Origin of the sequence: Pseudomonas sp. NPDC086112, assembly GCF_044746425.1 — a bacterium.
Classification (GTDB): domain Bacteria; phylum Pseudomonadota; class Gammaproteobacteria; order Pseudomonadales; family Pseudomonadaceae; genus Aquipseudomonas.
The window spans coordinates 1-13,122 of the sequence record NZ_JBIVCD010000001.1; the positions used below are offsets into that span (position 1 = coordinate 1).

The following is a 13,122-nucleotide window of genomic DNA, read 5'->3' on the forward strand; positions in this document are numbered from 1 at the left end:
TGATGATCATCAGGCTGGAGCGCTGGGTCAGAATGTTTTCCAGCCAGCGGATGGTGTTGATGTCCAGGTGGTTGGTCGGTTCGTCGAGCAACAGCACTTCAGGATCGGAGAACAGTGCCTGCGCCAGCAACACGCGCAGTTTCCAGCCCGGGGACACTTCGCTCATCGGGCCAAAATGCTGCTCGATGCCGATACCCAGACCCAACAGCAATTCACCGGCGCGGGATTCGGCGGTGTAGCCGTCCATTTCGGCGAATTCGGTTTCCAGCTCGGCCACGGCCATGCCGTCTTCTTCGGTCATTTCCGGCAGCGAGTAGATGCGGTCGCGCTCGGCCTTGACCTTCCACAGCTCTTCGTGACCCATGATCACGGTGTCGATCACGGTGAATTCTTCGTAGGCGAACTGGTCCTGGCGCAATTTACCCAGACGCACGTTCGGCTCGAGCATGACCTGGCCGCCGGACGGCTCGAGGTCGCCACCGAGGATTTTCATGAAGGTCGACTTGCCGCAACCGTTGGCACCGATCAGGCCGTAGCGGTTACCGGCGCCGAATTTGACCGAAACGTTTTCGAATAGCGGCTTGGCGCCGAACTGCATCGTGATGTTAGCTGTGGAGATCAATTACTTTACCTATCAATGGGTTGCGAGCTGCGCATTTGGCGCTTGGGCCATTCCTGGGACATTCTGGAGTTTCTCTCCATCTCTTCCCAGTCACCGCTAGAGTTCAACCAGCGCGCATAAGTCGAGAGCAGCATCTGGACGCGGTGTCCAAGCTGTTGGGCAAAAAGGCGGGATTCATGCCAGACATTGCGCATATTGTCGCATATGTGTGACGGCAGTTGTACGGTGGGCGATAACGTGTCGCAGGCTTCTTCAAGGTTCGGCCCCGGTTTGTGCAGAATCGGGGCTGACTGGAAGAGGGTTCATCATGGACAGGCCGGGGAGCGTAGAGCGGCCTCGATGTTATTTTTGTTCAGCGTTGTGTTCGGGACACTTGGCGTGGCGCTGGGTAAAGTCAGCACCGCTTGCCCGGCCTCGTGTGTTTCAGATGGATTACTGAATGGCCAGCACTTGGTCAGGGTGGGCACCTCTTCAGATTCGTCTCTCCATACCACGCGTGACAGCAGAAAGTGGGGAGGGGTCTATTCTTCTTCGTCAGGGCTCGGGTTTCCGGGCGCGCTGGCGCTTCGTCTTGCAGATACTGTTCCTGGTTCTTGCCCAAGACGCGCAACGTGAGAACGCAAATGGTCTCTCATCATGGGTGGGATCAAAATGAAACTGATTTTGGTGATGCTTGTTGTGGGTCTGTTGGCTTGGAAGTTTTCCCCTGAACTACAGTCCTGGGCTACGGCTCAACTATCGAATCCCAAAGAAATAGCTACAGTCGTGACTGCGCCGAAGCCTGTTTCAGCGCCATTCAAATGTGATGGGCGCAAATATTGTTCACAGATGACCTCGTGCGCAGAGGCCAAAAACTTTCTGCAAAATTGTCCAGGAATGAAAATGGACGGCGACAACGACGCAATCCCCTGTGAGTCGCAGTGGTGCCAATGACTATTTGCCGCTCAGCGACAGGCTTAATGATTTAAGAAAAAATTTTAAATGGGGGCGTTTTGAAACCCGATTTTCTGACTGAACGTCTGGCTTGCCGCACGCTGAACAGCGTGCGACAAGCCAGACTGACCCGGTCGGGATTTAAAGCAAATAACCAGCGGCGTGTCCGGGATGGTTGTCTTGCCCTCCGGTAATGAGGTGCAGTGGAATGTGTTGTTGGTCATCGATAGACGGGATTTCGAAACTTCCCACTATTTGAAGGTGCCGCTCACTCAGCCCGGTCGACTCTTCTTCTTTTGCCTTAGCCATTCTCGCGTGGTTCGCTGCGATTTCATTGAGAGTTGACACGTTACATCTCCCGGTGACTGACCAAGCGTATCGCTGGAGTCCTAAGCGTTGATTTAATTGCCGCCGCGTCAGAATTACGTCGTTCTGGGGCTGCTACGTCCGGCCTCTGCAAGGCCTAAGCCAGACAGGGCGCGTATTGCGTGCCACGTTTTTATAGGCGACGAATGGTGGAGTGGCAGGGGGCTACCACCGCAAGAGCGGGTTCCCATTAGCAACCGCCCGCGCTACTAACAACGTGCACGCATTTTCACAGTTGAAGGTTAACTATTAGTTACAAAGTGTGGCTAAAATGCCATCTTTCGACGTCGTGCCGTCCATCGGCATGGCTCAAGAACGCGCCATCGGACGCAGTTTGTTCACTTCTGACGTGTGACGATTTTCGTGAAACTTATCATTGCCGCTATTTATGTCATCTCCATCGCGTATGTGCACTTGCGCGGAAAAGTGCGCCACAAATTAGGCCGTCAACTAAGCGACCACTCGACGTTTCTGGCGCCGGTCAATTGCTTCCTTTATCTGTTCTCCAAAACGCCCAACAAACCTTATCTCAATCCGGCAGACTTTCCCGACTTGAGCCCTTTGCAGGCTCATTGGGAGGAGATTCGCGCAGAAGGCCAGAATTTACTCAAGGCCGGAGAGATCAAACGTTCCAATCAGTACGACGACGTTGGTTTCAACTCGTTTTTCAAAAGTGGCTGGAAGCGTTTCTACCTCAAATGGTACGGCGACAGTCACCCGTCGGCCGCAAAGCTCTGCCCGCGTACGACTGAACTGGTGCAAAGCATCGGCTCGATCAAGGCCGCGATGTTCGCCGAACTGCCGCCGGGTTCGAAACTGGTCCGTCACCGCGATCCGTATGCCGGTTCTTACCGTTATCACTTGGGGCTGGAAACGCCGAACGATGCCGGTTGCTACATCAACGTCGATGGTGAGAACTACCATTGGCGCGATGGCGAAGCGGTGATGTTCGATGAGACCTTCATTCATTACGCCGAAAACACCACTGCGCAGAACCGCATCATCCTGTTCTGCGACGTCGAGCGGCCGATGAAGTATCGCTGGGCGGCGGCGTTCAACCGTTGGTTCAGCCGCACGGTGATGGCAGCGGCGGGGGCGCCGAACGATGCCGGCGACAAGGTCGGTGGTATCAACCGCTTGTTCGCCAGAATCTACACGATTCGCCTGCGCGGCAAAGCGCTCAAGAAGCGTAACCGTACTCGCTACTACCTGGAGAAATGGGCGGTTTTTGGCGGGTTGCTGGCGATTTTTGTTTTGATCTGAGTTTGGTATTGAGGCGTATGACGCCTTCGCGAGCAAGCCCGCTCCCACATTTGTCCTGTGAACGACACAGATCCTATGTGGGAGCGGGCTTGCTCGCGAAGAGGCCAGTATTTGCACCCCATAACTCATGGGTGCCAACAAGGGTCAGCCGCTCGACCGTTTCGTGGGTTTTTTCTGCGCAGTAGATTTGGCTTTGGTAGCCGCTTTACCGCCGCCCTTGCCACCAAGACTGCGTTTGAGCAGTTCGGTCAGATCGATAACATCGGCGGTTTTACGCACCTCTTCACCCGTCACGGTTTCGACATCTTCGATCTTGCCTTCATTCGCCTTCTTCTCGACCAGCGCCATGATCTTGTCTTCGAAACTGTCGCGGTACTCTTCGGGCGTCCAGTCGGCACTCATGTCCTCCACCAGTCGTTTGGCCATCTCCAGCTCGCCTTTGGCCAGATCCGGCTTGGTCACTTCACTGCCCAGTTCCAGTTGAGCAATGCTGCGCACTTCGGCGGGCCAGCGCAGCATCACCAGCACCATGGCTGATTCCAGCGGCATGAGGGCCGCCAGGTGCTGGCGCGAATGCAACACCACGCGGGCCAGGGCGACCTTGTCGGTTTTGCTGAGGGTTTCGCGCAACAGCGCATAGACCTTGCCGCCGCGTTTGTCCGGCGCCAGGTAGTAGGGCGTGTCGATGTTTTGCAGAGGGATTTGCTCGCTGCCGACAAAGGCAAAAATGTCGATGGTTTGGGTCGACAGTGGATGAGCCGAGCGAATCTCCTCTTCACTGAGCACCACGTAACGTCCTTTTTCGTACTCGATCCCTTTGACGATGTGCTCTTGAGTGACTTCCTTGCCGGTGGCCTTGTTGATGCGCTTGTAGCCGACCGGGTCCATGCTGCGGCTGTCGAGCCATTTGAAATCGATCCCGTGCGAAGACGTCGCCGAAACCAGCGCAACGGGAATGTGCACCAGACCGAAACTGATTGCGCCTTTCCAGATTGCCCGTGCCATCGTCGTGACCTCGTCGTTGATGTTCAGGTGACCTGTGGCCAAGGGCAAAAGTTTCAGTCGGCGGCGGCCCGGTCCTGCGGGCGGATCGGCGGTGCGGTTAACTCGTGTTACATGTTGCGGGGGAGGTTTTAGTTAACAAATCCGAACCCTGGGCGTAGCGTGGCTCTATTCATCCATGAAGCATGGCACGCTCATTTAGAGAGGTCTCCCATGAACCGATGTGTGCTCGGCGTCATCGCGCTGGCATTGAGTGGCGTGCTAAGCCCTTTGGCTCTGGCAGACGCCGCATCGTCTTCTTCGCCCTTGCTGCTGGCGCAGAACCTGCCGGGAAGCAACAACAATCCCTACAACAGCCCGATTCGCCGGGCCAATCCCAACAGCATGCAAGGCACGCAACCCAATATCCCGGTAATCCGCGGGCCAAACACGGTGCCTGTGCCACGACCGCCAACGCTCGATAACGGCGGCATCGGCAATCGCTATCCGCAAGATCGACAGGCTCCCACCGGCCAACCGAAACTCATTCCCAATCCACCACCCCGGGGCTCGGACCGCAACTACCGTTGAACGGCGAGACAGAAGTCTTGCCAGCTCTATTGACGACAAAAGGAATCGTGCATGTTGCGTAAAACCCTCTTGGCCACTTTCTGTGCCAGCGCGTTATTAACCGTCACGGCGCCCGCCTTTGCAGCGCCAACACAGGATTTTAAAAGCGAGCAGGGCACCCTTGAGCTCACGCCGATCGTTAAAGGCCTGGACCACCCTTGGTCGTTGGCGTTTCTGCCTGACCGCCAAGGGATGCTGGTGACCGAACGGCCCGGCAACCTGCGGCTGGTTAGTGGCGACGGCAAACTCTCGGGCCCGCTCAGCGGCGTGCCTCAGGTCTGGGCCAAGGGGCAGGGCGGATTGCTCGATGTGGTGTTGTCGCCCGATTTCAAGCAAGACCGCATGGTCTATCTGTCTTACGCCGAAGGGGGCGGTGAGGGCGGCAAGGCCGGCACGGCGGTCGGTCGCGGACGGTTGTCGGAAGACCTGACGGCGATCAAGGATTTCAGGGTGATCTTCCGTCAGGAGCCCAAGCTCTCCGTCGGCAATCATTTTGGCTCACGACTGGTGTTTGACCGTGACGGTTATCTGTTCGTCACCCTGGGCGAGAATAACGACCGGCCCACGGCGCAAGATCTCGACAAGCTGCAAGGCAAGATCGTGCGGCTCTATCCGGATGGCAAGGTGCCGGCAGACAATCCCTTTGTCGGGCAAAAAGGCGTTCGCCCGGAAATCTGGTCTTACGGCCAACGCAACCCGCAAGGCGCGGCGCTCAACCCCTGGAGCGGCACGCTTTGGGAAAACGAGCACGGCCCACGGGGCGGCGACGAGATCAACATCATCGAGCGTGGCAAAAATTATGGCTGGCCGATGGCAACCCACGGCATCAACTATTCCGGCCTGCCGATCCCGGAAGCCAAGGGCGAAACCGCCGAAGGTACCGTGGGCCCGCACCATGTCTGGGAAAAATCCCCCGGCCTCAGCGGCATGGCCTTCTATGACAGCGATCGCTTCAAGGCCTGGCAGCACAACGTGTTTATCGGGGCGCTGGTGAGTCAGGAGCTGATTCGCCTGCAGTTCGAAGGCGACAAGGTTGTTCACGAAGAGCGGTTGTTGGGTGAGCTCAACAAACGGATTCGTGATGTACGGCAGGGGCCGGATGGTTATCTGTATTTGCTGACCGATGAAGATGACGGGGCGCTGTACAAGCTTGGCCTTAAGTAATCGCATAACCTGTGGCGAGGGAGCTTGCTCCCGCTGGGGTGCGAAGCGCCCCCATGCAATCGACTGCTTCGCACTCGAACGGGAGCAAGCTCCCTCGCCACAGGTTTACTCACGGCGATAGAGAATCACCGCTGCCCGCAGCTTGCCTCGTCCGAAACTGCACATTTTGTCGAATTCCCCATGGCTGACCGGCAAGTGCTGGCAGTCCATCGGCTGACGATGCTGGCTGTGATCCACATCCGGATCGTGCAGGTAGACAAACTCTTCATCGCAATCGGTGACGATCACCCAGTGCGGCGCCTTGGAACGGGTCAGGCGATAGCTGCTGATCAATACCAGCGGCTGTCCGCCATCGTGCAGTAACCGTGGCAGATCCAGTGGTCCGCCGATCATTCGTTCCACGTCGGTGGCTTGCAACTGCGCCGTGAACGCCTCGTGTACCAGGCGCATTACGTCTTTTTTATGCGCATCGCGCACGCCGTCGAGAAACAGTGGCCCGGCCATGCTCAGTTGCAGCCGCACCCGAAAGCCACGCCGCCACGCTGCCAGCGCCAGACCTTGAGGGCTGCAGCCACCGTGGCCAGACGTCATGAACACCGTGGTCGCCTCGCGCCAGATTTGCAGTTCTTCACCGCGCTCCAACGCTCGATCGTCTTGCAGCGCGCCCATGGCCATCAGCAGGCAGGCCGGGCCACAGGTGAACTCGGTGGTCTGCGGGTAGTAAGGCACCTTGATGTTGCGTGAATCGCGGTGCTGGAGGATACGTTTTTCCAGGCGCAGCGCGTCGGCATGGTCCTGGTAATAGTCGTGAATCAGCGCAAAACGCCGGTAACCGTTACGCTCATACAGAGCAATTGCCGTTGGATTGTCGATGCGCACTTCCAGCCGCAGGTAGGCGCAGTCATGCTCAATGGCGCAGGCCTCGACACGTTCGAGCAACTGCTTGCCCAGTCCACTGCCGCGAGCATCAAGGGCTATCGCAATCGAGTACAGGCGCGCCAATGAAGTGCCCCGGTGAAACAGCACCACCGCATAGCCCACCAATTGCTCGCCTCGTTGGGCCACCAGCAGTTGCCCGTGAGCCCGAGTAATCATCCATTGAAAACTGCGACTGTTGAGCCGGTCCGTGGTGAAACATTGCTGTTCGAGTGCCAGCAGTGACGGTATGTCTTCAACTACCGCCAAGCGAAAAACAGGATTCATATAATCGCCGTAAAAATTGCGTAACGAAACGGGACTTTCGAAAAAGTTCGTGCTTAATAGGAAAGGTCTTGTTCTTCAATGGATCAATCACTATGTCAGCGGTACAAGGTCATTGGCGCGAAGTATCTGAGCAAACGTTGCCGACAGCAATAACTTCCACAAACTATTTAAATGGCTCGATCAGAACTTCCAGCCAGTTGATGATCATCGTCGAACGTAAGGAAGACTGGGCCTCCTACTTCCCCAGTGAAGACATCGTCACCGCCCAGGAATACCTCGAACAGACCCGCGACAACGAGCAGGGCAAGCGGGTTCAGGTGATTAACCTGTGCCGCAGCTACAAGTACCTCGGGCACGGTTATTACTGCTCGCTGCTGGCCGAAGCGCGGGGGCACAAGGTTATACCGTCGGTGCGGACCATCAGCGAACTGACCCGAAAATCCCTGTATGGGCTGGCCCTGGATGATCTGGATAAAACCCTGGAAAAGGCTCTCAGCAATCATCTTTACAGCGATACCGAAGGATTTACCCTGACACTGTATTTCGGCAAAACCGCTATCGAGCCATTACAGGATCTGGCTCGGCAGTTGTTCGAGGTTTTTCCTTGTCCAATATTGCTAGTTGAGTTTCGTCGAACTAACGGTTGGCACATCGAAGGTGTAAAGTCTGGCGCCTTGCATAAGTTGCGTGAAGATCAGGAAGATCAATTCGCTAATGCGCTCGACAGTTTCAGTCGCAAGATCTGGCGCATGCCGCGCTCCAGGCGATTGGCCCGTTATGACCTGGCCATTCTGCACGATCCGCAAGAAGCATTGCCGCCCTCCAATCCCAAGGCTTTGGACAACTTCGTCAGAGTCGGCAAGACACTAGGTATCGACGTCGAGCTGATTGAGCGCAAGGACTACGCCCGAATCGCCGAATACGACGGGCTCCTGATCCGCGAGACAACGAGCGTCGACAACCACACCTACCGCTTCGCCAAAAAAGCCGAGAGTGAAGGTTTGGTCGTGATGGATGACCCAGCGTCGATCCTGCGCTGCACCAACAAGGTTTACCTGACTGATTTGCTCAAGAGCCATCAACTGGGCATGCCCGCCACTGAAATCCTCTACAAGGAGCGACCGGAAGATTTCGAGCGGGTAGGCGAGCGTCTGGGGTTTCCACTGGTGCTGAAGATCCCCGACGGTTGTTTCTCAAAGGGCGTCATCAAGGTCGAAAGCCAGCAAGCCTTGCTTGAAGCCACCGCCGAACTGTTCGAACACTCGGTGTTGTTGCTGGCCCAGGAGTTTTTCTACACCGAATACGACTGGCGCATTGGCGTGCTCAACCGCAAACCGATCTTTGCCTGCCAGTACTTCATGTCCAAGGGCCATTGGCAGATCTACAACCACAAAGCCAAAGGCCAGGACATCAACGGCGAATGCCGCACCCTGGCGGTTCACGAAGCGCCGCGAGCGGTGGTTGAACTGGCGGTGAAAACCGCGAATCTCATCGGCGACGGCCTCTATGGCGTCGACCTCAAACAGTCCGGCGACAAAGTGGTGGTAATCGAAGTCAACGACAACCCGAACATGGACGCCGGCATCGAAGACGCCTACTTGCAGGACGATTTGTATTCCTTGGTGCTGGAAGAGTTTGTCCGTCGGCTGGAGCTCAAGCGCCGCGGCCAGGCCTGGTGAGCGGCCGATGATCAAAAGCTTTGAACTGAGCCACGGCGCCCTGCACGCGGTCGAACGGCTGGACGCCGACGTGATGCTGTTCAGCAACCCCGATGCGGCCGAGCGGGATCTGTTGCACAGCCATTTCAAGCTTGATGAACACGCTCTCGCCTCGGCCCTGGACCCCGACGAGGTGTCGCGCATCGAGTTCCACCCCGACAACCTGTTCCTGATCTGGAAACGCCCGGAAAACTACTCCGGCGGCGGCAGCCTGGCCTTCGAAGTGTCATCCTGCGGCTTGCTGTTTTCCCCGGGGCGTCTGCTGGTGATCGCCACCGACGACTCACCGCTCAGCGGCCTCGGCACGCGGCAGTCACTGAAGACACCACTGGATGTGTTGCTCGACCTGTTGTTCAACAACATTCACCACTATCTGGGGCACCTTAAGGTGATCAAGATGGTTGCCCGGGAGTTGCAGCAAAAATTCAATGCCTCGATGCAGAACCAGCATCTGGTCCAGATGTTCAACCTCAGCGAAAGCCTGATCTATTACATCAACGCCATTCACAGCAACGGCGCGGTCCTGACCCGGCTGCGTAATCATGCGGCGAAGGAACACTTCAGCCCTGAAGCCATCGGTTTGATCGACGATCTGATTATCGAGAACAACCAGTGCTACAAGCAGGCGGAAATCTACTCCACGGTGTTCTCCGGGCTGATCGACGCCCGGGGCAACCTGATGAACAACAGCATGAATAACCTGCTGCGCAAACTGACGCTGATCAACGTGGTGTTTCTGCCGTTGAACCTGATTGCGAGCATTGGCGGCATGTCCGAGTTCAGCATGATGACCGCTGGTACGCCGTGGTGGATTTCCTATCCGTTGTTTCTGACGGCGATGATGCTGGGGGCGGGGGTGATGGTGCTCGGGCTCAAGCGCCTGGCGAAGTGATTTCGGCGGCTGTCAGATCGCCTTCGCGAGCAAGCCCGCTCCCACATTTAATCTCTGGTGTTCACAAATTATGTGTTCACGGAAGATCTAATGTGGGAGCGGGCTTGCTCGCGAAGGCAATCTCAACAGCACAACAACGCCTGGATCAGGCCTCTTGAGCTGCCTCGCCAGAGTTTTTCCGCTCCTGAAGCCCCCGCACCACCAGATACAACAACGGCCCGACCGACACAAAAACCGCCGTCACCACCAGATAGGGAACCACCAACAACCCCGACTGCCCCCGCTGGCGCGCATCCTTGTACATCCAGATACCGGCAAGCGTCGCCAGCAGGTATAAATCGATCACCACTTGCGCGGTATCGGGCCGCGACATCAGGCTGATGCCGAAGTCGAGCAACGACTGCTCCGCCTGCAGCATCACCGAAACGGTGTAGCCGGCGAAAGCGATCAGGGCAATCAGGGGCAGTGCGACAGACTTCATGGTTTCCTTCCTTGGGACAATGAGCAGAATCGCCAGCCTACATCGGCCCTTGAAAATTGGCCATTGACTTGCCATCAGCCTCCGGCTAATTTCCAGCCATGACTTCCACCGTATTGCGCTGCCAGCCAAGCATTATTACCGCCATTCCTTATTTGGCGGGCTAGCTCACGACTGCAGCACCCAACCCGCCCTAGAGGCGGGTTTTTACTTTCTGTCTCTTGGGTTTTGAGCTTACCGGGCGCACGCAACCGGCGTAGGAGCTGCCGACCGCGTAAACCCGGATACCAAGGAGACGACCATGAACAGTACCCCCCTCCAGCAGAGCTTGCTTGAGCACTACGTGAAAAAGATCCTCGCCGCGCCGGTTTACGAACTCGCCGTGCGCACGCCGTTGCAAGCGGCGCCGGCCTTGTCCGAGGCGTTGGGCAATCAGATCCTGCTCAAGCGCGAAGACTTGCAACCGACGTTTTCCTTCAAGATCCGTGGCGCCTACAACAAACTGGTGAACCTGAGCGATGAACAGAAGGCTCGCGGCGTAATCACGGCCTCGGCGGGCAATCATGCCCAAGGCGTAGCGTTGGCGGCCCGCGAGCTGGGGATCGGCGCAACCATCGTCATGCCCTGCACGACGCCGGAATTGAAGGTGCTCGGGGTTCGCAGTCGAGGCGCCGAAGCGCTGCTGCACGGTGAGAGTTTTCCGTTTGCCCTGGAATACGCATTGAGCCTGGCACAGCAAACCGGCCGCACCTTTGTCTCGCCCTTCGACGACCCGGACGTGATCGCGGGGCAGGGCACCGTCGCCATGGAAATCCTGCGCCAGCACCAAGGGCCGCTGGACGCGATCTTCGTTCCGGTGGGCGGCGGTGGCTTGATCGCCGGCATCGCCGCGTACGTCAAATACCTGCGCCCTGAAATCCGCATCATCGGCGTCGAGTCGGAACATTCCGCCTGCTTGCAGGCCGCATTGCGGGCCGGCGAACGGGTTGTGCTGCCAACCGTCGGCACCTTCGCCGATGGCGTGGCCGTCGCTCAGATCGGCGTCCATGGCTTCGAGGTCTGTCGGTTTTGCGTCGACGAGGTAATGACCGTCAGCAATGACGAACTCTGCGCCGCCATCAAGAACATCTACGACGATACCCGCTCGATCACCGAACCTTCCGGCGCCCTGGCCGTGGCCGGGATCAAGCAGTACGTGGCGCGAACCGGCGCTCGGGGTCAGACCCTGGTGGCCATTGATTCGGGCGCGAATATCAATTTCGACAGTTTGCGGCATGTGGCCGAGCGCGCCGCGTTGAGCGGCGTGCTGGCGTGAGGGCTGGTCCGATTATTCCTGAACGGCTTTCCCGACATGGCTCGACGCCGACCAGATCCGGTAGCGCACTTCGACGTCCTTGGGCACGTAGAGCACGATTGGCAATTTGCTGTTGTAGCGCAGTCTGAAACCGTCACCGACAACCGGCACGAAGTCCTTTTTGCGCTTGCCATCCGGGCAGGCCATCAGCGTGCTCATTGGGCCGGTGACTTTTTCCAGCCGGTAAAACAGATAGCCCCAGCCTTCGAGATTTTTCTCCTCGAGCATGCCGCCCAGGCGCTGACGGTTGCAGTCGACGGTGAGGGTCTTGCCGGCCAGGATCTCGACTTGATAACCGTCTTCCTGTTGTTTCGGGGCGAGGTGAATGACCTGGCGGGTAAAACCGCTCTCAGGCTTGGGATACGGCGCGACGTCTTCGAGGGTTGCGGCGTGGGCTATGGACGACAAAATGGCAACTATCAGCCCGACGGTCGTGTTAAGCGGCAAAGCACCCATGATGCCTCCTTGCGTGTGTGCGGGGTCAGCGGATACTGAATGGATGGGCCGCATTCTCACTGCCGTCCTCAGCCAATGCAAACCCACCTTCGGGGTGTTTGCAAAATGCAGGTCTTGAAGCAGAGCTTTCTTGCATTTTGCATGACGCGATGTATTGCCATTTCTCCCAAAGCCTTGATTTGCCGACGAGGCGCAGGGCGAAATCTCGGGCATGTTTTATGCTGAAGCTGTCTTGAGCTGACCACGATCCTTACTGAGTCAGCGCTGAAACAAGAAGACGGTTGGGACGTTGGAACAATGAGGTTCCCCAAGGAAGAAAAACAACGGGCGATTTTAGCTCCGACCGACATTGATTTTTGATTGGCAATCTCACAATACCGAGAGGGTGGCCATGTTTCTTTCTGCCTTGGAACTACGCAATATCGTTGAAAGCAGTTTTCTCCCGAAACGCTGCCAATGCACGCTGTCGCCGGACCTGTCGATGACCGTCAAGGTGTATTCGGACGGCGAGACTGACCATCTCGACCTGTTCGTCACCGGCATAGACGCCCATCGTCTCAACGGGTGCCGGGAAATCAATAATCTGATCGCCGAGTTACGCACCGACCTTGAGTACAACAGGCGCAGCGAGCTGTTGCACCCGACGTCAAAAGCCCATTAACCGGCCGTTTCACCGAGTTCGACCGATACGCGCCGGGTCTGGATAAACCCCAGACCCAGCGCCAATTCCACCAGGATCGCCAGCAAAATACCCGGCCCGGCATGACCATTGAGCCATTCGCCGAAGCCCAGTGCCGCCAAACCGAAACATCCCACCATAAAGCCGCTGCACATTGCGCTTCGCGCTGCCGAGGGCGGGGCCTGCCGCACCAGATAAAACATCACCCCCAATGCGCCGAACAGCACTGCACTGCGCCGGGCGATAAAGCCCGCCGCGGACGAATACTCGATACTCCAGATCGCCAACAACCCTTGCGGCATCAACCCCCAGACCAGCGCCAGCAGAAAACAAAGTGCGGCGGTGAACGTCGACAGCGTGCGAAACGAGAACTGCATGGCGAA

At 57.3% G+C, this 13,122-nt stretch carries 14 protein-coding genes and 2 pseudogenes; 8 read left to right on the forward strand and 8 right to left on the reverse strand.

All coding sequences use genetic code 11. The features are described 5' to 3' along the window. On the reverse strand, positions 1–622 hold a 622-nt coding region (locus ACIPLA_RS00005; RefSeq protein WP_401170382.1), incomplete at its 3' end, for an ATP-binding cassette domain-containing protein. 5 nt (positions 623–627) lie between these two features. After that, positions 628–860, reverse strand: a pseudogene (locus ACIPLA_RS00010) (integrase); the annotation flags it as partial. A 413-nt stretch (positions 861–1,273) separates the two neighbouring features. Here ACIPLA_RS00010 and ACIPLA_RS00015 point away from each other — a divergent pair. Continuing rightward, positions 1,274–1,555, forward strand: a complete 282-nt coding sequence (locus ACIPLA_RS00015) for an excalibur calcium-binding domain-containing protein (RefSeq protein WP_032830181.1) — start codon at positions 1,274–1,276, stop codon at positions 1,553–1,555. A 141-nt stretch (positions 1,556–1,696) separates the two neighbouring features. Here the strand turns inward: ACIPLA_RS00015 and ACIPLA_RS00020 are convergent, their stop codons facing one another. Further along, positions 1,697–1,903 carry a hypothetical protein gene (locus tag ACIPLA_RS00020; protein ID WP_371317102.1) on the reverse strand — a complete coding sequence of 69 codons (207 nt, stop codon included), beginning with the start codon at positions 1,901–1,903 and terminating at the stop codon, positions 1,697–1,699. Between the two features lie 381 nt (positions 1,904–2,284). Here ACIPLA_RS00020 and lpxO point away from each other — a divergent pair, with 381 nt between their 5' ends. Further along, positions 2,285–3,184, forward strand: coding sequence for a lipid A hydroxylase LpxO (gene lpxO / locus ACIPLA_RS00025; RefSeq protein WP_401170384.1), 900 nt, complete (start codon positions 2,285–2,287; stop codon positions 3,182–3,184). A 144-nt stretch (positions 3,185–3,328) separates the two neighbouring features. On the opposite strand, the gene ACIPLA_RS00030 is transcribed toward lpxO, so the two are convergent. Further along, complete coding sequence (locus ACIPLA_RS00030) at positions 3,329–4,189, reverse strand: Ku protein (protein WP_401170973.1); 861 nt, start codon at positions 4,187–4,189, stop codon at positions 3,329–3,331. A gap of 210 nt (positions 4,190–4,399) precedes the next feature. Between ACIPLA_RS00030 and ACIPLA_RS00035 the strand changes: the two genes are divergently transcribed. Next, the gene (locus tag ACIPLA_RS00035; RefSeq protein ID WP_218394780.1) at positions 4,400–4,756 is read left to right on the forward strand and encodes a hypothetical protein; all 357 of its coding nucleotides are present in this window, start codon (positions 4,400–4,402) and stop codon (positions 4,754–4,756) included. 51 nt (positions 4,757–4,807) lie between these two features. After that, complete coding sequence (locus ACIPLA_RS00040) at positions 4,808–5,959, forward strand: PQQ-dependent sugar dehydrogenase (protein WP_401170387.1); 1,152 nt, start codon at positions 4,808–4,810, stop codon at positions 5,957–5,959. A gap of 105 nt (positions 5,960–6,064) precedes the next feature. Here ACIPLA_RS00040 and rimI read toward each other — a convergent pair whose 3' ends face one another. Then, positions 6,065–7,162, reverse strand: coding sequence for a ribosomal protein S18-alanine N-acetyltransferase (rimI, locus tag ACIPLA_RS00045; protein WP_218394782.1), 1,098 nt, complete (start codon positions 7,160–7,162; stop codon positions 6,065–6,067). 200 nt (positions 7,163–7,362) lie between these two features. Here rimI and ACIPLA_RS00050 point away from each other — a divergent pair, with 200 nt between their 5' ends. Both ACIPLA_RS00050 and ACIPLA_RS00055 read left to right on the forward strand, forming a co-directional pair. After that, entirely contained in the window at positions 7,363–8,841 is a 1,479-nt protein-coding gene (locus tag ACIPLA_RS00050) for a RimK family protein (protein ID WP_218394783.1), read from the forward strand. A 7-nt stretch (positions 8,842–8,848) separates the two neighbouring features. Beyond that, positions 8,849–9,772: a magnesium transporter CorA family protein gene (locus ACIPLA_RS00055; RefSeq protein WP_401170392.1), complete on the forward strand. Its 924-nt coding sequence runs from the start codon at positions 8,849–8,851 to the stop codon at positions 9,770–9,772. Between the two features lie 145 nt (positions 9,773–9,917). Here the strand turns inward: ACIPLA_RS00055 and ACIPLA_RS00060 are convergent, their stop codons facing one another. Then, entirely contained in the window at positions 9,918–10,253 is a 336-nt protein-coding gene (locus tag ACIPLA_RS00060; protein WP_401170394.1) for a DUF2834 domain-containing protein, read from the reverse strand. Between the two features lie 298 nt (positions 10,254–10,551). Between ACIPLA_RS00060 and ilvA the strand changes: the two are divergent. Further along, positions 10,552–11,547, forward strand: a pseudogene (gene ilvA, locus ACIPLA_RS00065) (threonine ammonia-lyase, biosynthetic); the annotation flags it as partial. Positions 11,548–11,577: 30 nt separating this feature from the next. Here ilvA and eco read toward each other — a convergent pair. Continuing rightward, positions 11,578–12,060, reverse strand: coding sequence for a serine protease inhibitor ecotin (gene eco / locus ACIPLA_RS00070; RefSeq protein WP_218394787.1), 483 nt, complete (start codon positions 12,058–12,060; stop codon positions 11,578–11,580). A 391-nt stretch (positions 12,061–12,451) separates the two neighbouring features. On the opposite strand from eco, the gene ACIPLA_RS00075 reads away from it, so the two are divergent. Then, a complete protein-coding gene (locus ACIPLA_RS00075) occupies positions 12,452–12,721 on the forward strand; it encodes a DUF1652 domain-containing protein (RefSeq protein WP_218394788.1) in 270 nt (89 codons plus the stop codon). Here the strand turns inward: ACIPLA_RS00075 and ACIPLA_RS00080 are convergent. Further along, positions 12,718–13,116 (reverse strand): hypothetical protein, encoded by a 399-nt coding sequence (locus ACIPLA_RS00080; RefSeq protein ID WP_123497067.1) that lies wholly within the window; start codon positions 13,114–13,116, stop codon positions 12,718–12,720. The two genes, ACIPLA_RS00075 and ACIPLA_RS00080, sit on opposite strands and share 4 nt — an antisense overlap. Positions 13,117–13,122: the final 6 nt, after the last annotated feature.

Coding starts and splice junctions, on each gene's coding strand:
- ACIPLA_RS00015 (WP_032830181.1), top strand. CDS start 1,274: ATGAAACTGATTTTGGTGATGCTTGTTGTGGGTCTGTTGGCTTGGAAG.
- ACIPLA_RS00030 (WP_401170973.1), bottom strand. CDS start 4,189: ATGGCACGGGCAATCTGGAAAGGCGCAATCAGTTTCGGTCTGGTGCAC.
- ACIPLA_RS00035 (WP_218394780.1), top strand. CDS start 4,400: ATGAACCGATGTGTGCTCGGCGTCATCGCGCTGGCATTGAGTGGCGTG.
- ACIPLA_RS00040 (WP_401170387.1), top strand. CDS start 4,808: ATGTTGCGTAAAACCCTCTTGGCCACTTTCTGTGCCAGCGCGTTATTA.
- rimI (WP_218394782.1), bottom strand. CDS start 7,162: ATGAATCCTGTTTTTCGCTTGGCGGTAGTTGAAGACATACCGTCACTG.
- ACIPLA_RS00050 (WP_218394783.1), top strand. CDS start 7,363: ATGATCATCGTCGAACGTAAGGAAGACTGGGCCTCCTACTTCCCCAGT.
- ACIPLA_RS00055 (WP_401170392.1), top strand. CDS start 8,849: ATGATCAAAAGCTTTGAACTGAGCCACGGCGCCCTGCACGCGGTCGAA.
- ACIPLA_RS00060 (WP_401170394.1), bottom strand. CDS start 10,253: ATGAAGTCTGTCGCACTGCCCCTGATTGCCCTGATCGCTTTCGCCGGC.
- eco (WP_218394787.1), bottom strand. CDS start 12,060: ATGGGTGCTTTGCCGCTTAACACGACCGTCGGGCTGATAGTTGCCATT.
- ACIPLA_RS00075 (WP_218394788.1), top strand. CDS start 12,452: ATGTTTCTTTCTGCCTTGGAACTACGCAATATCGTTGAAAGCAGTTTT.
- ACIPLA_RS00080 (WP_123497067.1), bottom strand. CDS start 13,116: ATGCAGTTCTCGTTTCGCACGCTGTCGACGTTCACCGCCGCACTTTGT.